This window comes from Hungatella effluvii (genome assembly GCF_003201875.1).
In the GTDB taxonomy this organism is placed as follows: Bacteria; Bacillota; Clostridia; order Lachnospirales; family Lachnospiraceae; genus Hungatella; species Hungatella effluvii.
Map to the genome: position 1 here is coordinate 22,925 of NZ_QJKD01000022.1, position 17,245 is coordinate 40,169.

Sequence of the window (17,245 nt, forward strand, 5' to 3'; positions counted from 1 at the left end):
CCCTGTCTGACACTGGACCGAGCTTCCAAGACATACCATCTTTTCCACTCTGTAATATATATCGGACGATTTCACCTTTTCCTTCATCGTAAAAGTGCACAAAAATCAATTTGATTTTTGTGCACTCTATCCATAAAGGCTCTCTTCAATATAAAATTCTTCCAGTGACAGATTATGCTCCTTCAAATACCGAGCCACATCAATTCCCACATATCGGAAATGCCACGGTTCATATTCAATCCCTGTTATTTCTTCTTTTCCCTCATCATATCGCAGAGTAAACCCATAATCCTGTGCGTGTTCCCGAAGCCATTTTCCTTCCGGAGTTTTCTCAAATGCCCGTTCCAGCTGGTGATAGGACCGTGTATAGAAATCAACTGCCAACCCCAGACAGTGTTCTCCAGATCCGGGTATTGACAGGGTCTGGCGTGCCAGTGCATATGATTCTTCCTTCGAACGGCCCTTTTTCACATAAGCGGAAACTTTCCTGTTAAACAGCTTCTCCTGTTTATCCAGCGTCCGGTAACCAGAACATACCACAGGGGACAGGCCTTCTTCCTTCATGGCCTCTAACATATTTATCAGCGGTTCATAAATCCTTTCATCTACCTTCTGATCCGTTCCCGGTACATCTCTCAATGTTACCGCATAATCCTCCGGAACCGGGTATTCAGCATTTGTCAGGATCAGACACCACATATCTTCCGCATTTATTACCAATTCTTCCTGCTGTTCCATTTCATAATCTGCCGATTTCTCAGATTCCTCTATCTCGTTACCTCTGTTACCATCTTCCCTGATATCATTTCTTACAGCATTATCTCCGGTAACAACCTCTTCAGGACGCGCTGCCAGCATTTTATCACCATCAACCACCGCCGCTTCAGCCATAATTTCTGTGCCCTTTTTCGCCTCCGCTGTCTTCCGCTCCTGCACAGTAAAATGCGCAGAAATATACAGAAGCATAAAAATCAGTAAAAATGTATATATCATAACCCGCCGGTTTCTAACCACCTTCCGGTCCTCCGGCTTCTTCTTTCCCATCTACTACGCTTCCTCCTGCCTGCCAGACTAACGCCCATTTATCATAGCCGCCACACCTTTTTAACAGGTCCGTAATCAGCCAGCCCTATCGTTTCCCGCACTGCGTCCTTTTATCTACCGAATCCGTCTCAACTGATCACTCTGCCGTTTCAAAATATACCGGTAAAGCAGATCCTCCTGCTTTGTGGCCATCTCCATAAACTCACAGCCATACCCAAATTCCCCATCTGGACGGTCCACGCTTCTGCGCACCTCACAGGTAAAGAGCATAGAGTCCCCCATGGCAGGTATCACAATATTAAAACGGTCATTCACCTTAAACGCCTCCCGGCTGCGGAACATGAGTCCGCCCAGGCTGATGTCTACCAGATGTACTTTTAAACCGTTATAGTCTGTGGATTCCTCTTCCATATCTAGGATATCATCCCCTCGCATGCAGTTATAGATGACCCCCGTGTCCCTGGTACTGATACGGAAATACTCCCGACGCTCATCATTTGTCGCCTCGTTCAAATCGATCACACGGGCCAGCTTTGGAGATGATAAATAAACACGCCCAATCAGCACTTTAAAACCGATCTGTGTGTTATAAATCTCGATCTTGACCAGTAGATTATACGGTATGGAAGGAAGTTCATTTCTCGAACTGCCGATATCAATAAAATTCTTTCCAATCCGGTGCATGACCCCCATGGTGATTAAATCATTGTTCTTGGCCTTTATCACACAGGAAGATCCAACATATCCGTCTGACAAGTCAACCATGTCGCGTACCCCCGTTTTTCTGTCATTTCATTCTTATCGTTACCATTCAGTCTCTCTATTGCACTATTCTGCAGGTTCCTCTTTTTTCTTTCCAGAGGCCAGATTTCTCCGAATCCTTTCGCCCGCTGCGTTCTCCTTGCCGCGAGCCGGCATAGCCGCCGTAGCTGCGGCCGCCTCCACTCCCCGGATTGACGCCGAGGTTTCGATCAGCTTGCAGTAAATAGCGGCCACCACCTCGTACAGCTCCACCGGTATGTTGCTCCCAACCTCCAGCATGCAGAGAAGTGAAGCAGCGCTGTCGTCCTTGAATACCGGAATCCCCTTTTTCTCTGCAATATCTATGATATGCTCCGCCACGGTTCCATAGCCAGAGGCGATGACAACCGGGGAAGCGTCTTCTTCCGCGTTATATTTTAAGGCAACCGCCTTGTTTTTCTTATATTTTGACATCGACGCCTGTCCTCCTGTACGGAAGATTTTTAAATACATCCATCAGTGAACGCACATGGTCCAGTCCACTGACTTCTACTTCCGCCGCATGGTATCCATACTCCTCCATAATCTTTCTGAAATCAGGCGTAAGCCGCCCAAACACGGCTGCGTATGATTCCGGACAGTACAGATAAAACTCCATCTCCCTGCCGGCCACCTGAAACTCCGCCTCCATCTGGCCGATTCCCGGAATATCGAAAGTGATCAGCACATGGACATGGTCTTCTCCATCGCGCTCCTGCCCGCTGCCGCCTTCATCTTTTGGATCGATCCAAAGTTCTGAAAATGCCTTCATCCCCTGGTATTCCACTGGTATAACAAAATGAAGCAGCGGCGTATAGTTGCATGGTGAAGACAGAAGGCTTGTAATAATTTTCTCGATTTTCTCACCGTTTAAGCTGTTCATAGGAGTCTCCCGATCCTGCTTCCTGATGATCTCCGCCAACGTATCCATGATTCGGGAACGGTTCTCCCGGTATTCCGGGCTGCCGAACTGGTTTACATAATCTTTAAGAAGGTTTTTCAGCTGGTCCTTGTCCTCCCGGCTGTTTACATGAATCAGGAGATTCAGTAACGCCTCCTGCAAATAGGACTCATTATCCTGATACCGCGACATATTATAGAGAAGATTCGGTATCATCCGTTCCGTCTGAGGGGAGAATAAAACGCTGTTCTCCAACTCCTTCAGAGCATCTAAAATATCCGCCTTGACTGCTTCCCATTCCGTCAGACTATTTTCTACCTCTGAACCGCGTCCATACACGCCGCTGCTCTGCCACATTCCGCCGGCCTGCCGCGCACCGGCCTCGCCAGTCTCACTGCCTTCCATATCCCGCTGTCCTCCGGCTCCATCGATCATGGCGCGGACCCGGTCCGACAGCATTCCAAAAATCCCGGATAAATTCCGGCTTCCCGCCAGCTGACTGGATAAGTACTCCAGACTGTTAGCCACGGAATCGAGAACATCATTTCTCGACACGCTTCCATTTACCGCCTTCAGGAAATCGGCCATTTCCAGCCGCAGTTCCGGCTTTTCATACAACAGGTTTCTCAGGAAATCGAACAGCGGTCCCTTAAACAGCGTGGACGCATATTCCTGATCCACCAGTTCTCCAACGATATCATCGGGATTGATGAGCAGCGAATGAAACAGCTGCCTGATTTCCTGCGTCATGGTGTTGTTGTTCACTGGAAGAAGGCTGATAATCTCCTCCAGCATATAGATATTCTTTAAATAGTTGACAGTCACAGCCGGATCCTTCAAAAGGTTCATGAGCGTCGCTGCCCCCGCCTCCTTCTGGAACACGTTGTGCTGACCCAGCAGCGCACTTCCCGACGGGTTCTTCGTGATATGCCGGATTTCCTGCATATCGAATGGCACGGATGGGTCTTTCTGCGCCCTGTCGGGCTGAATGATATTCTTGTTAATCACAGGGGACGTCACCCGTAAAATATCTGCCATTACCTGATTCCTTTCCTGATTTCTCCGTCAAGATAATAGAAGGAACAGCTCTCTTCCCGCTTTACAATGGTCATCTTACAGTCCCCGATATTAATCACGGTTCCCGGATGAACCTCGGCCGCTGTCAGGCGGCATTTGCCCACCTCACGGAGCTGGCGTGCCAGATCGGCAGCCTGCGTCTTTAACCGTTTCTCCTTTAAATTGTGAATCGGCGCCTCTAACTTGAGCTTTGCCAGGCGCTCCTTCTGCCTCGGTGTAATGCTGCCATCCTTCAGCTTTCCGTTCAGGTAGCTGATGTCCTTAGCCGTCTCCGCCTGTTTCCTGGAGACAGCCACCAGATCGACGCTGATCTTCTCCACTTCCTCCATCAGCTGCGGCGTCACGCCCAGCGTTACTATCGTGGATACATGGCTGGAAGCTCCCACAGTCTTCACATTCATGCAGTTATGAACTGCACAGCTTCCGGCAATAAATGCCCCCCGCTTTCCGATCAGAGTCAGATCATTGCCGCAGGATACCTCTGAGTTGATGATATACTCAGCCTGAATATTGTGCTGCGCATAAATAGTACAATCCTCCAGGAATTTAGCGGTAATATCCACGCCTGCTTCCAGAACGCCGCTCTTCATTCCCCGCATCCCCTTATGGAGTAAGATACTTCCGCCCGCCTGCAGAACCGCGCCTTCCACGATTCCCATGACAGTGATGTCACCCTTAGCTTTAACGGTATATCCTTCAAAGACGTCACCGTGAATGGTGACACTCCCTGTAAAATCAATATTTCCTATGGAATTATCCACATTTCCCGACACGACGAAGACGTTTTCCACCTGAAACCTGCCGCTGCGAAAGGTTAAGTTGCCTTCGCAGGCGGTCAGAAGCTTGTCGCGTTCCGGAGAGTAGACAACATTTTTTCCTTGCGGAATCGGGGGCATGGTACCATTCTTCCCCCTGACCGGCTGTCCGAAGACATCCATCCCATCCTGCGGCTCGGTGGGCATAGTCAGTTCGCAGACCAGTTCCCCCTTCTGCACATTATGGATCAGATTCATGCTCTTAAAATCAATGCCGCCGTTTCCTTTTGAGGCATACTTTATTTTTGCTTCACGGGGAAAATAGTCCTTAATGCGGCCGTCATTACCATCGATCGCCGGGGTTCCCCTGGCTATGAGAAACATCTGGCGGTACAATTTCTCCGACGCTATGGCGTTTACCTTTTCCTCGTCGATTCCGTGTGTGATTCGATGTGCTTCCAGCTCCTGTTCAATCTGTTCCCGGGTAATATCACTGCCGCCGCCTGAAGGTTCTATAAGCATCAGAGACACCGCCATACGGTCGTCTGACACCGTCAGCTCGACACCGGCGTCGCGGTATTCTTCCTCACCGGAGGCCTTCCAGCTCTCGGCCGCACTCCCATTTTCCAGATTACTGCGGCTCATTCTGCCGCCCAGGCTGCCAGCGCTTCCATCGTCCGTAACGCGGTTCTCCGAACCGATGTAATCCGAACCGCCAGAATCCTTTACGCCCAAACCATCTGCTTCCGCCTCTGTGCCTGCCGTATACTCCGTCTCCTCAGAGCCGTTTTCGCCTGTCAGTTCTCGTTCCAGCCGTTCTCTGCGCGTTCGTTCCGCGTCATTCCAGTCTTCGACTGTCTCTATACGCTGATCTCTGCCCGCCGCCATTTTACTGTCTTCGGTCTGGGGCCGGACTTCGCGCTCGGCCTGCTCGTCTTCCCCGCCATTGTCAAGGAATTTTGAAAACATGCTAAAAATCAGGCTCTTATCGCTCATGGGATTCCCCCTTTTTATGTAGATACTTCAAGTTTCGATTAGCGAAGATTGTTGATCATTTCCTCCATCTGATCCGCCGCGCTGACAATCCGGCTGTTTAACTGGAATGCCCTCTGGGCCTGGAGCAGATTAATCATTTCCGTGGGGACATACGTACTGGAAAGCTCCAGTGTACCGCTTAACAGACGGCTTCCCGCCTCATTCTCGTCCATGTCATCTATCGGGACCCATTCTCCGGAAACGGCGCCTGTCCCGTATAAGTTCTTTCCCACTGGAATCAGTCCATCCGGATTCTCACACGTATATAAGCCGATCACCTCGCTGAGCCCGCTCAAATCCAGCTCATTGGTAGACTGCTTCTTTCCGTTGCTGCCCTCCACCGTCTTGTATTCCAGCTCGATGCGGTCTCCATCACGGCTGAGCACATAATGGCCATCCCGTGTCGTAAGATAGTTTCCTTCATCTGTGGCCGATATCTGAAACGACCCGTCTCTTGTATAATATGGCTCCTCCGCGTCTTCATCCTCGGATTCCACCGCGAAATACGCTTTTCCGAGAATGGCAAAATCCAGATCCCGCTCCGTTTTCTCGAAGATTCCCTGCTCAAACACGGTCTCCGCGCCGTTGGTTTTCACGCCGTGGCCCACCTTCTGGTCTGCGTTTCTCGTATCCATCTGCGTATAGAGCAGGTCGTCAAAGGAGCTTCGCAGCACTTTGTAGCCCGGTGTGCTGACATTTGCCATGTTATTGGCAGTCACATCAAGCTCCGACTGAAACGCGTTCATGGCCGAAATCGCTGTATAGTATGATATATTCATCCGCTATTTCCTCCTACAGCTTCCCGATCTCCGAAGCTGATTTCTGGTTCATCTGATCCACGATCGTCAGAGCCCTGCTGCATGACTGGAACGCACGCTGAACCTCCATGGCCCGCGTCATCTCGGAATTTAAATCCACGCCCGATTCTTCCAGCTTCCCCTGATAGACCTCCGGATACACCTGCGTCAAAACTACACCATTTTCGGCGCCGTATGTACCGTTGTCGTAAAATGCCAGGTTATCGTAATTATCCGGTACCATGATCTGGATCTGCTCCAGCTCACCGTCCTCGTTATCGTAGATGATTCCATTTTCACCCACGCGGAAACCGCCCTCTTCCACCTGAATAGGACCGCCGTCTCCCATGACACGGCCGATTCCTTTTAGAACGAGATAACCGTCCTCATCCTGGGTAAAATGGCCGTTGCGTGTCAGATACTGCCGGTCTTCGCCCTGAATAACGAAGAGACCGTCGCCGCTGATCGCCATGTCAAAATTCTTACCGGTATCCACCAGCGCGCCCTGTCTGTGGGTCGTCATCTCGCGCTCCGCCACGGATATGGTGGAACCGCCGCCGATTCCTGTAGTCTGTCCGTTCATCTGACGCACCAGCTGCTCGTCAAAGGTGGTCTTTACCAGACGTTTGCTCTGGTATCCGCTGGTCTTCACATTTGCAATATTGTTGGCCGAAATGTTAAGCGCCCTCTGGTTCATCAGCACGCCCGAGGCGGCTGTATAAAATCCTGAAAACATATGGTTTCCTATCCTCTCACATATTCTTCCAGACTGTTCTTTAGTTTTTTCATTGCCTTCGTATGAATCTGGCACACCCGGGACTGGCCGATGCCCATGACCTCGGCAATCTCCGAATATTTCAGTTCCTCATAGTAGTACAGCGACACCACGAGCCGTTCTTTATCGCCCAGCGCCTCTACCGCCTCCGCCAGCGTTCTTTGAAGCTCTTTATAAAACAGGCTTTCCTCCGGCTTCGTATCGACGTCTGTCGCTTCCAGTTCCCCTTTTGCAATCACGCCTGTCATGTCCTGCAGCACCGCTTCAAAAGAAAGAATCGCTGCGTGGTTCATGTACTTTAAGTGGTTCTCCACCTTTTCCACCGGAATATCCAGAAAACCCGCGACTTCATCCGCATCCGGTTCCCGCATTTTCTCATGGGACAGCATGGAATACGCCTCATCTACCTTTTTCTGGAAACTGCGGGCCCTGTGAGGCACCCAGTCCTGGCTCCTGATATAGTCGATCATGGCACCACGCACGCGGATAAACGCGTACGTTTCAAACTGGGCTCCCTTCGACGCATCATACCGGTCAAGGCACTCCATCAGCGCCAGCACTCCCTGGTCGATCAAATCCTCCTCTTCCGTAAAGCTGCCCGCCATGCCGCGAAGCTGTGCCGCCGCGGAACGGACGATGGGGAGGAAGTGGACGATAAGCTTATTCCGCAGCTCCTGGCTTCCGTTTTTTAAGTAAACCGAAAGCACCGCCTTCCCCTCTTCTCTGCTCATCTGTTCCATCTGCATAAACCGTTACCTCTGGCCCAGGGCGATATTCCCCAAAGCCTGTATCTGTATGTTATTATCGATCTCACTGAACGACACCACTGTCACATTGGGGTAAAACTGGTCGATCAGTTTCTTAAAATAAATCCGCACAACCGGAGACGTAAGCACGATCGGCACATTGACAAGATCCTTGATTTTATTGATCTCTCCGGTGGCCGACGCCACGATATTCTGAATAGCCGATGGCTCCAGCGCCAGATAGGACCCCGTATCCACCTTCTTTACGGATGACATGATCATATTCTCGATCTTGTCGTCCAGGCTTAAGACCTTCATCTGCCCCGCTTCGGAGAAACGATGGGAAATGGTCCTCTTCAGAGCCTGACGCACATATTCCGTCAGCATATCCGTATCCTTTATCTGGGTTCCATAGTCGCCCAGCGTCTCCACGATCGTCTCCATGTCGCGGATCGGTATTCCTTCGCGCAGCAGATTGGAAAGCACCTTCTGAAGCTCTCCCACCGTAATCACAGCGGGAATCGTGTCCTCGATAATGCTGGCGTTTGTTTTTTTCAGTGTTTCCAACAGATTGTTGACTTCCTGGCGGTTTAAGAGCTCATGTAAATGTTCCTTCACCACCTCGGATAAATGGGTGATAACCACCGAAGTGGGATCAATCAGCGTATAGCCCGCCAGTTCCGCCTGGATCTTCTTATCTTCGCTGATCCATTTGGCCGGAATGTGGAATGCGGGGTCGATGGTATCGATGCCCGGAATGTCATCCGCATCCCCTCCCGGCGGCAGCGCCAGATAGTGATCCATCAGGATATCCCCTCTGGCCACCTCCTCGCCCTTCAGCAGGATGCTGTACTGGTTGGGATTAAGCTGCCCGCTGTCCTTAATTCGGACCGACGGGATTACGAAGCCCATATCCAGAGCCATCTGCTTACGGAACATGACAACACGGTCGATGAAGTTGCCGCCGTTGCTCTCATCCGCCAGTGGTATCAGGCTGTAGCCGAATTCCATCTCAATCTGTTCCACGGTCAAAAGACCGTATACATTTTCAATATTTTTATAGAAGGAAGCTTCACTGGTAACTTCCGCTTCCACATATCCTTCCGCCGCCTCTGCAACGATGGTCTTCTGCCGTTTCAAAAGCACGTATCCGCCTCCGATCATCATTGCTGATATCATGAGAATCTGGGGCACCGGGAATCCCGGAATCAGACACAGGCAGGCTGCCGCGCCGCCGGCCGTCATAAGCACCTTGGGCTGCGCCAGAAACTGGCTCGTCAGGTCCTCGCTTAAGCTGTTCTCCGATGCGGAACGCGTCACCACCATACCAGTTGCCACAGAGATCAGAAGCGCCGGGATCTGGGATACCAGACCGTCTCCGATTGTTGACGTGGTGTAGATCTGCATGATCTCGGAGATACTCCCCTGGCCGTTCATCATACCGACGACAATGCCGCCTACGAAATTGATCAGCGTGATGATGATGGATATGATCGCATCACCTTTTACGAATTTGGTAGCGCCATCCATGGAACCGAAGAAATCGGCTTCCCTCTGGATCTTCGAGCGCCGCTCCCTGGCCTGCTGTTCATCGATCAGACCGCTGTTTAGATCGGCGTCGATAGCCATCTGCTTGCCCGGCATGGCGTCCAGCGTGAATCTGGCCGCAACCTCGGCCACACGTTCCGAACCTTTGGTGATAACGATAAACTGTACCAGCACGATAATCAGGAATATGATGAAACCGATGACTGCGTTCCCCCGGATTACGAACTGTCCGAAGGTTTTAACCACCTGCCCCGCGTAACCGTTGTCAAACAGGATCTTCCTCGTCGAGGAGATGTTGAGCCCCAGCCGGAACAGCGTTGTGATCAGCAAAAGGGACGGGAACACGGAGAACTCCAGCGTTTCCCGGATATACATCGTCATGACAAGGATCAGCAGCGACAACGTGATATTCAGTATAAATAAAAAATCCAGTATGGGCGTCGGCAGGGGGATCAGAATCAGGAAAATGATTCCGATGATTCCCGCTGTCACAAGGATATTAAACCGTTTCAAATTTATTCACCATTTCCAATAATACTTCTTGTATTTACGATTTCACTGATACGGACCCCGAAATTATCGTCAATCACGACGACCTCCCCGCGGGCGATCAGCTGTCCATTTACGATGATATCCACTGGTGCATCCGCCTGCTTGTCAAGCTCCACCACCGTGCCGTTGTTAAAGTTCAGCACGTCCTTCAGTCTTCTTCTGGTCTTTCCGATCTCAACGGAGACGTTTAAGGGGACATCCATGATGAGGCCCAGATTGCCGTTTATCGACGGAGAAGCCTGGAATACGGTCCGCCCGCCGTCCACCGCAGCGGAATTCACCGTGCGGCTCTCAGCCGCGGACTGTAAGTGCTCTCTCCCGGCCGGCGCCGGAACACCGCCCGGCTGCACCGGTTTCACGAGAAGACTTTCCTCCATGGCTTTCGCCTCGGCCTCCGCCTTCTTGTCCGCTTCCCTCCTGGCCTCTATCTCCTGATACATACAGTCTGCCGCCGTGGTGGATATGCATTCCATAAACTCAGATTCCACCATGTCCTTGATCTTCACACGGTAATGAATCACGATCGTCTTTGATTCGGGAGCTTCACCAATGGCTGGGGACAGATTCTGCCTGCCGTCCGATAAGATCAGCTGGCAGTCCGATGACTCCATGGTATTGCCCAGGTATTCAGCCATGACCTCCACGGATGCGTGGACCATCTGGTTCATCAGCTCCGTGGCCGCGCTCATGGCGACCTCATCGAACTCAAAATCCGGGTCGGGCAGATCATCGATTCCCATCAGCTCATTTAGGAACGCCTGCATATCCCGCTGGCGCAGGATAATGACCATATTGCCGGCAACTCCGGAGGTCAGACAGCTCTTCACGAAAATGGCCGGTTCCAGAATCCCGTATTCCACTTCCTTCACCGTTATCTCCGTAATCTCCGGGCCGCTGATCTCTATATCCGCCTTCAGAATCGATGACAGGGACTCCCCCGCCGCCTTCGCGTGCAGATTAATCAGTTCATCAAACACCTGCCGGTCCGTCATATTTATGATCCCCTGGTTTTCTACTTCCTTCGCCATCGCCATAAGCTCCTTTTATTCCTCATTCTTTCTGTTCTTCCGTCTGCTCTTTTTCTTCTGCTTTCCCTCTTCCTTCACAGGATTCTTATCCTCGTCCGTCTTCTTGCGGCTGGCCGGAAGCAGTTTATAAAGTTTTTCTTCTATGAATTTTGGGTTTTCCCCATCCTGGATTGCCAGAACGCCTTCCAGGACCAGTTGTTTACATAAAAACTCCTCATCGTGTCTCGCCTTCAGTTTGCTCGCCACCGGCAGACACACAATGTTGGCCAGAAGAGAGCCATACAGGGTGGTGATCAGGGCCGTCGCCATGCCCTTTGCCAGGGCGTTGACGTCCTGCATGTTGCCCAGCATCAGGATTAAGCCGACCAGCGTACCGATCATACCAAACGCCGGCGCAAAGCTGGCCGCTTTCTCATAGAATCCCCGGTCCAGCGCATGACGCTCATCTAACTGATCCAGCTCCGTCTCCATAACCTGGCGGACCTTTTCCGAATCTACGGAGTCCACCACCAGTAAGAGGCTGTTGTGCATAAATGGCTCGTCAATCTCATTTAATTTGTCCTCCAGGGAGAGGAGTCCCTTCATTCGGGCCTCTGTCGCCAGCTCCACGATCTGTTCAATGGACTGCTCCGGATCGAACTTATACGGTTTTATAATGATCTTTAAATGTTTCCCTATCTTTTTAAATGCCCCGGAGGGGAAGGACAGCATCATAACTCCGATGGTGCCTCCTAAGGTAATGGCCATACTTGGAATATCGATAAACGCCCTTAAATTGTGTAAGACCAGTTTCATGGCCTCCTGATCAAAGGTCATACCGAACAGTACCAGCGCTACCGCCAAAATAAAACCCAGAATTGACATGATATCCATATCTGCTACATCCTTTTCTAAACTTTTCTTGTTGTATTTCCGCCGCGGCTATCCTTTTATCTGTTCAATCAGATCGCTGAACGTCTTTCTCCGGAATGCCGCTACCCGTTCGACTACCTCTTCCTTTGATTCCCGCACAATCAAGTGTTTGCCGTTGGTCAGAAGAATCGTGGTATCGGGATTTTCCATAATCATCTCGATTAAATCACAGTTGAGGATGAACTCCTCGCCATTTAACTTACTTAAGGGAATCACCGATACCACCTCCTGTTATCGTTTCAGATTTACAAGTTCCTCCAGAATCGAGTCCGACACCGTAATGATACGCGAGTTGGCCTGGAAACCTCTCTGTGTTACGATCATATCGGAAAACTCTGTGGATATATCCACGTTGGACATCTCCAGTGAAGACGTCTTTAACGCTCCTGTTCCGTCCTCACCAGCCTGGCAGGCCTTGGCCTCGCCGGAGTTGGAGGTTGCCCGGAAATAGGAGTTGCCGTTCTCTTCCAGGCCGTACGGATTTTCAAAGGTAACGAGATCGATACGTCCAATCTGAATTTTTCCCTTGTCCGGATGGGTCGCTTCGATGATACCGTTTCCAAGAATGGCAATCGATGCGCCGGAGAGTGAGATTGCGCCGCCTTCCGTACCGTTTTCCAGCGTAAAGGTACCGCTTCCGAGGCCTACATCGTTGGACTGTGTAGCGGCCGTGATGGTACCCGCGTTATCCTTGGGTATGAAAGAAGCGTATGTTTTATCCGCCTCATCTGCGTTTAAAAATGCGTTATTAATATCTGAATAGCCCTTATGGTCGATGGTCAGGGTACCGCCGCCGTCTTCCGTAAGCACCAGATCTCCTGCAGCGTCGCCTTCGCTGATATCACCGGAATACGTCTTGCCGCCGCTTACTGCGGTCACATGCCATTTTGCCTTGTTGCCTGCGCTGGCAGGAATCTTTACCGCGCTGTATTCTATGTTGTCGCCAGGGTTGATTCCCGAAGTACCATAGTCCTTGAGACTCATGCTCTTATTGAAGAATCCGGTTCCCGCTGCCGCAGGCATCGTCACATTGTGAAAGGACTGAGCCGTGTTTCCTGAACCACCGTTAAAAGAAGATGTAATTGCGGTGTAACCCGGATGGCTCATCTCGATGTACTGTCCCGTACCGGATTCCTTCAGCCACATCTTGCCTGCGGTTGTGGTGTTCTCATTTATTTCACCGACAAACTCCCGTCCGCCGACCGTCGCTGTTACCACCCAGGCCATCTTACCGCCTGTGCCCGGCTTCAATTCTGATTTGAAGTCCACCGGTCCCGCCGCGTCAAAGGCCGGGCTCGTGCTCATCCCGGAAAACTTCAGTCCGCCGAAGATACCGTCAGCCGCATCTGTGGAGGTGGCAAATTCGAAGGTTCCTTCGTTGATTCCAAAATGGTCGCCCAGCAGCTCCGCGCCGGTCAGCGGCTTCTGGAATACATTCTCCGCCGGTGTCGCGGTGATGGTAAAGTTTCCGCCCGGATGGGCCTTTCCGCCGCAGCCACGGGTGATGGCGCTGTTCATCTTGCTGTTAAAGTCTGAAAGACTTGTAAATATGGCATTTTTATTCACATGCACGGTAATGCTGGAATCGTTGATATCGGAAGAATTCACGACGATATCGGAACCGGAAGGCAGATTATCCTCCGCCTTGAAGGTAATGGATACGTTGGCGTCCGTCGTCGCCTTTTCCGAAGTGATCGTAAACTGAGTTCCGTTGATATTCAGCGTCTTGGATGCCAGCCCGCTGGATTTGGTCGGAATGTTCAAATGGATCTTGTCGGAGGATGGCGCCTTTCCGAGCGGATCACCGGACACGCCGAGAACCGTGTAGCCGTTGGAGTCCACCAGGTTGCCGCTGTTGGAATCCAGCATTAAGTTTCCCGCTCTCGTGTAAAAGATATTTCCGTCCGCATCCATAACCTGGAAGAAGCCCTCGCCTGTGATCGCCACGTCCATAGGTCTGCCGGTGGACTGCAGCGCCGAACGGCTCATATCCAGATCGATGCCGCCTAACTGGGAACCATATCCAACCTGGCTGGCATTGGTTCCGCCTTTATTGTTGTCGCCGCCTGCGGCGCTCTGTAATGTCTGATAAAATACATCCTGGAAACGCGCACGGCTGGATTTAAATCCGTACGTGTTCACGTTGGCAATATTATTGCCGATAACATCCAGCTTCGTCTGGTGTGCTTTCATACCTGACACTGCGGAATATAATGATCTTAACATAGTTTATATCTCCTTTTCTAACCGCCTTACCCGTCCGTCAATCGGGGTAAGAATAGCCTCCAAAAGGACCGGCTATACCATAACGGTTCCGTCAATGTTTGTGAAGACAGTGCCTTTTAAGCTCTCCTCGTTCACAACTGTCACTACTCTGTTATTCTTTACATTTACAACAAATGCCGTGGAATCCATCAGGATTAACGGAGCCTTAAGCCCCTTTTCTCCGGCCAGTTTCACGCCCTCATTCAATCGTTCCAGCTTATCAGAAGACACATCCACGCTCCGCTCCATCACCCGCTCTACCGCGTGCCTGGAGAACGTCACCTGGCTTTCTTCCTTTAATTTCTGTTCCAGCAGTTCCTTGAATGCGCTGCTTTCTTCCGTGCCCTCCGCCGGCTTGTTTCTCGCGGCTTCCCACGGTTTTCCTGTACATATGGGGGTATGAAGCATTTTGTTGTATATCATGGAATCCATTCTCTTACCTCCTTACCTCACATTCTCTCATACCTTCGGATCTTTATCTCCCGGATCGCTTCCGTCCTTGTCCCCGTCGCTGCCTGCATCCGGGTCCTTGCCGTCATCCTTCTTTGCTTCCTCTGTCCTGATCTCCATAATCTCATCCATGCTGTAGGATTCTCCCTCCACATAGATCACGAATTTCCCGTCCAGAAGAGAAACCTTGTTTACGATGCCCTCCGTCTTCTTTAAGTCCCCGGCGACCGTAAATTTTGCTGCCGTAACCGTCTTGCCGACAAGTGAGGTCACATAGGTGCTCTTGGCGTTATATGCCATCTCCTCCATCTGCTGCATGGTCGATATCTGGGCCAGCTGCGTTACATACTGGGTATCGTCCACCGGATTCATAAAATCCTGGTTTTTCAGCTGGGCTACCATCAGAGTCAGGAAATCGTCCATACTGACGGCCTTGTCGGATGCGTCTCCAAACACCGCGTCTATGACATCATTGCTCCCAGAAGTGCCATCGGTGCCTTCCGTACCTTTATCGCTGTCGTTCGATGCCTTTGCCGGTGTGTTGTCTCCCAGTGCTCCTGGCCCGCTGCTGCCGGAAGATGCAGTCCTTAAGTACGGATTCGTATAGTCTGGTATCTGTACTGACATGTCTCTCCTTTTCTTTTCATCCCTGTCCTTATCATCCCTGTCCTCATGGGGTATTTACACATATGCATACAATCTGCGTACCAGGCTTTCCGCCGCCATCCGCTCTGTTTCCTGTGCAAACACGCCGTCGTCGGCCGTCAGTCCCTGATTCATACCGTGGTGATAATGCCCTCGGGTCTGCTGCCCCTGATTCTGGTAAAGCTCCTGGCCAAATCCTGCAAAATCCATTCCGCCCTGGCTGTTGTGGTATACCTCCTCCACCTCCGCGTGAAGCGGCTGCAGCATCTCTTTTAAGCTCATCATCTGGCTGTTCACCAGCTTCTCAGTCTCCGGATTGGATACTCCGATGCTAACCGACGTCCTGCCGTTCGCACTGGCCATATGTACGATAATCTCTCCCAAGCCTTCGGGCTTCAGCTTGATGGTAAATTCCGACAGTTCCCGTTTCATGCCCTGCTCCACGCCTGCCTTCAGCTGTTCTGCTGCCGGTGTGTGGATATCGGAAGCGGTATTGTCCACCGCTGGCACGCTCCGGAATCCGCCCTGTCTCGACGCGTTTATCTTATCGAGATACGTCACGCCTTTTCCGTCTGAATTCTTCTTCAGCTCCTCCAGCATCTGGTTGTCCAGTGCCTCATCACCATCGGTCTCTTCTTCTGTCTGAACCCGTTTTCCGACTCCCATGGCCTTCATCTGGTCCGACTGGTCCTTCAGCAGATCGGAAAATGTTCCCTCATCTCTGCCTGTGCCGCTCTTCGCCTGCACCGCCATATCATCGGCAGGAACCTGGGTTTCCGCTGCTGCGGGCTCCATAGCTTCTGTCTTTCGGCCGTTTCCTGTTTCCTCTGGTTTCTGGGCCGCCGTCTGGTAAAGCGCCTCCTGATTCTTAAGTGCTTCTGATGTGTCCGCATTTACAGCTGCTGCCTGCTGAACCTCCGCACTTCCGGTGCGCTGTTCCACTCCGGCCTCTGCTGTGGCTGCGGTTTGATTCAGTATCCCTCCAGCCTCTGTTACCGCCAGCAGTCCGCCATCTTCTGCTTCCATACCGTGCACCATTGCTTCAGCCGGGTCTTCTGCCATACCTTCCAGAGCGGCTGCCGCTGCCGCGGCTTCATCCTGCACGGTTCTGTCATCGGCTTTTTCCGGCTCCTGCTTATTTTCCGGCGTTTTCTTTACTGCCGTGTCATCCTGTCCGGAGGTTTCCGCCTTCACCGCATCCTTTCCGGTGTCGGCCGCCTTCTGATCCGCCTGCGCGTCTGTGATCTTCTGCGCCTCCGCTGCCTTCTTCGTATTCCGTGTCTGTTTTCTGCACTCTGACACCTTTTTGCCCGACTTTAACATCTCGCTGAAGGTATCGGCAAAATCGGCTTTCCCTGCATCTCTGCCTTTTCCATTGTCTGTGGTTCCAGACTGCTTCCAGCCGGTTCCCACAGCCTTCATGGCTGTTCCCATATTCATTCTCTTCTCACCGCCTTTCTCTCTGTGACATATCTATTGGGAAGCACCACGCCGCACGAAATTACCCGCAACATGCTCCGCTATGGTCTCCTGCTGCTCCTTCGCTTCGCCGCGGTGGTATTCCTCTAACTGTTTTTCCTTCAGCTTTTCCAGCTTCTTTACCTCTCTGGAGGCCTCCGTCACAATCTGACGCTGCCGTTCCAGCCCTGCCTGTAAAAGCTCCAGCTCCTCCTCCATCTCCTCCAGCTGGTTCCTTGCACTTTCCAGGATAGAGAAGCAGGCTTTCAGCATAAATATCGTCGTTCCCTCTGCCTCCCGCCTGGCTATATCCGCCTGCACTCCGGCGGCCTTCTCTGCCATATCCTGTTTTTGGGCTTCCAGTGCATCCCGTTCTGCGGTCATCCTGCCTAAGATTCCCATCTCTTTTTCCAGATTCTGACTCTGGAAATTCAGCATACGCTCCAGTGAAAATGCAAACTTTTTCATAAGAACCTC

General features: G+C 51.5%; 17 protein-coding genes. All 17 read right to left on the reverse strand.

Annotation, left to right across the window (positions count from 1 at the left end; all coding sequences use genetic code 11):
• Positions 1-126: 126 nt before the first annotated feature.
• The gene (locus DFR60_RS26760; RefSeq protein WP_110325992.1) at positions 127-1,044 is read right to left on the reverse strand and encodes a M15 family metallopeptidase; all 918 of its coding nucleotides are present in this window, start codon (positions 1,042-1,044) and stop codon (positions 127-129) included.
• Between the two features lie 114 nt (positions 1,045-1,158).
• Positions 1,159-1,809 (reverse strand): flagellar brake protein, encoded by a 651-nt coding sequence (locus DFR60_RS26765; RefSeq protein WP_110325994.1) that lies wholly within the window; start codon positions 1,807-1,809, stop codon positions 1,159-1,161.
• A 63-nt stretch (positions 1,810-1,872) separates the two neighbouring features.
• On the reverse strand, positions 1,873-2,259 hold the full coding sequence (locus DFR60_RS26770; RefSeq protein WP_110325996.1) for an EscU/YscU/HrcU family type III secretion system export apparatus switch protein: 387 nt from the start codon (positions 2,257-2,259) through the stop codon (positions 1,873-1,875).
• A complete protein-coding gene (locus DFR60_RS26775; protein WP_110325998.1) occupies positions 2,246-3,763 on the reverse strand; it encodes an antitoxin in 1,518 nt (505 codons plus the stop codon). Before DFR60_RS26775 ends, DFR60_RS26770 begins: the two co-directional genes overlap by 14 nt.
• Positions 3,763-5,553: a flagellar assembly protein A gene (locus DFR60_RS26780; protein ID WP_110326000.1), complete on the reverse strand. Its 1,791-nt coding sequence runs from the start codon at positions 5,551-5,553 to the stop codon at positions 3,763-3,765. Before DFR60_RS26780 ends, DFR60_RS26775 begins: the two co-directional genes overlap by 1 nt.
• A gap of 38 nt (positions 5,554-5,591) precedes the next feature.
• Positions 5,592-6,371 (reverse strand): flagellar hook-basal body protein, encoded by a 780-nt coding sequence (locus DFR60_RS26785; RefSeq protein WP_055659095.1) that lies wholly within the window; start codon positions 6,369-6,371, stop codon positions 5,592-5,594.
• 13 nt (positions 6,372-6,384) lie between these two features.
• Positions 6,385-7,125, reverse strand: coding sequence for a flagellar hook-basal body protein (locus tag DFR60_RS26790; protein WP_110326003.1), 741 nt, complete (start codon positions 7,123-7,125; stop codon positions 6,385-6,387).
• Between the two features lie 8 nt (positions 7,126-7,133).
• Positions 7,134-7,910 carry a sigma-70 family RNA polymerase sigma factor gene (locus DFR60_RS26795; protein ID WP_110326005.1) on the reverse strand — a complete coding sequence of 259 codons (777 nt, stop codon included), beginning with the start codon at positions 7,908-7,910 and terminating at the stop codon, positions 7,134-7,136.
• A 6-nt stretch (positions 7,911-7,916) separates the two neighbouring features.
• Positions 7,917-9,971, reverse strand: a complete 2,055-nt coding sequence (gene flhA, locus DFR60_RS26800) for a flagellar biosynthesis protein FlhA (RefSeq protein WP_055659100.1) — start codon at positions 9,969-9,971, stop codon at positions 7,917-7,919.
• Positions 9,972-9,973: 2 nt separating this feature from the next.
• Positions 9,974-11,038: a flagellar motor switch protein FliN gene (gene fliN / locus DFR60_RS26805; protein ID WP_110326007.1), complete on the reverse strand. Its 1,065-nt coding sequence runs from the start codon at positions 11,036-11,038 to the stop codon at positions 9,974-9,976.
• Between the two features lie 15 nt (positions 11,039-11,053).
• Entirely contained in the window at positions 11,054-11,911 is an 858-nt protein-coding gene (locus DFR60_RS26810; protein ID WP_110326009.1) for a motility protein A, read from the reverse strand.
• Positions 11,912-11,959: 48 nt separating this feature from the next.
• A complete protein-coding gene (locus tag DFR60_RS26815; RefSeq protein ID WP_002605108.1) occupies positions 11,960-12,166 on the reverse strand; it encodes a flagellar FlbD family protein in 207 nt (68 codons plus the stop codon).
• Between the two features lie 15 nt (positions 12,167-12,181).
• Complete coding sequence (locus DFR60_RS26820; protein ID WP_110326011.1) at positions 12,182-14,176, reverse strand: flagellar hook-basal body complex protein; 1,995 nt, start codon at positions 14,174-14,176, stop codon at positions 12,182-12,184.
• 72 nt (positions 14,177-14,248) lie between these two features.
• Positions 14,249-14,647, reverse strand: a complete 399-nt coding sequence (locus tag DFR60_RS26825) for a TIGR02530 family flagellar biosynthesis protein (protein WP_110326013.1) — start codon at positions 14,645-14,647, stop codon at positions 14,249-14,251.
• 27 nt (positions 14,648-14,674) lie between these two features.
• The gene (locus tag DFR60_RS26830) at positions 14,675-15,292 is read right to left on the reverse strand and encodes a flagellar hook assembly protein FlgD (protein ID WP_110326015.1); all 618 of its coding nucleotides are present in this window, start codon (positions 15,290-15,292) and stop codon (positions 14,675-14,677) included.
• A 54-nt stretch (positions 15,293-15,346) separates the two neighbouring features.
• On the reverse strand, positions 15,347-16,750 hold the full coding sequence (locus DFR60_RS26835) for a flagellar hook-length control protein FliK (protein WP_110326017.1): 1,404 nt from the start codon (positions 16,748-16,750) through the stop codon (positions 15,347-15,349).
• A gap of 33 nt (positions 16,751-16,783) precedes the next feature.
• Positions 16,784-17,236: a flagellar FliJ family protein gene (locus DFR60_RS26840; protein WP_110326019.1), complete on the reverse strand. Its 453-nt coding sequence runs from the start codon at positions 17,234-17,236 to the stop codon at positions 16,784-16,786.
• Positions 17,237-17,245: the final 9 nt, after the last annotated feature.

Coding starts and splice junctions, on each gene's coding strand:
- DFR60_RS26760 (WP_110325992.1), bottom strand. CDS start 1,044: ATGGGAAAGAAGAAGCCGGAGGACCGGAAGGTGGTTAGAAACCGGCGG.
- DFR60_RS26765 (WP_110325994.1), bottom strand. CDS start 1,809: ATGGTTGACTTGTCAGACGGATATGTTGGATCTTCCTGTGTGATAAAG.
- DFR60_RS26770 (WP_110325996.1), bottom strand. CDS start 2,259: ATGTCAAAATATAAGAAAAACAAGGCGGTTGCCTTAAAATATAACGCG.
- DFR60_RS26775 (WP_110325998.1), bottom strand. CDS start 3,763: ATGGCAGATATTTTACGGGTGACGTCCCCTGTGATTAACAAGAATATC.
- DFR60_RS26780 (WP_110326000.1), bottom strand. CDS start 5,553: ATGAGCGATAAGAGCCTGATTTTTAGCATGTTTTCAAAATTCCTTGAC.
- DFR60_RS26785 (WP_055659095.1), bottom strand. CDS start 6,371: ATGAATATATCATACTATACAGCGATTTCGGCCATGAACGCGTTTCAG.
- DFR60_RS26790 (WP_110326003.1), bottom strand. CDS start 7,125: ATGTTTTCAGGATTTTATACAGCCGCCTCGGGCGTGCTGATGAACCAG.
- DFR60_RS26795 (WP_110326005.1), bottom strand. CDS start 7,910: ATGCAGATGGAACAGATGAGCAGAGAAGAGGGGAAGGCGGTGCTTTCG.
- fliN (WP_110326007.1), bottom strand. CDS start 11,038: ATGGCGAAGGAAGTAGAAAACCAGGGGATCATAAATATGACGGACCGG.
- DFR60_RS26810 (WP_110326009.1), bottom strand. CDS start 11,911: ATGGATATCATGTCAATTCTGGGTTTTATTTTGGCGGTAGCGCTGGTA.
- DFR60_RS26820 (WP_110326011.1), bottom strand. CDS start 14,176: ATGTTAAGATCATTATATTCCGCAGTGTCAGGTATGAAAGCACACCAG.
- DFR60_RS26825 (WP_110326013.1), bottom strand. CDS start 14,647: ATGGATTCCATGATATACAACAAAATGCTTCATACCCCCATATGTACA.
- DFR60_RS26830 (WP_110326015.1), bottom strand. CDS start 15,292: ATGTCAGTACAGATACCAGACTATACGAATCCGTACTTAAGGACTGCA.
- DFR60_RS26835 (WP_110326017.1), bottom strand. CDS start 16,750: ATGAATATGGGAACAGCCATGAAGGCTGTGGGAACCGGCTGGAAGCAG.
- DFR60_RS26840 (WP_110326019.1), bottom strand. CDS start 17,236: ATGAAAAAGTTTGCATTTTCACTGGAGCGTATGCTGAATTTCCAGAGT.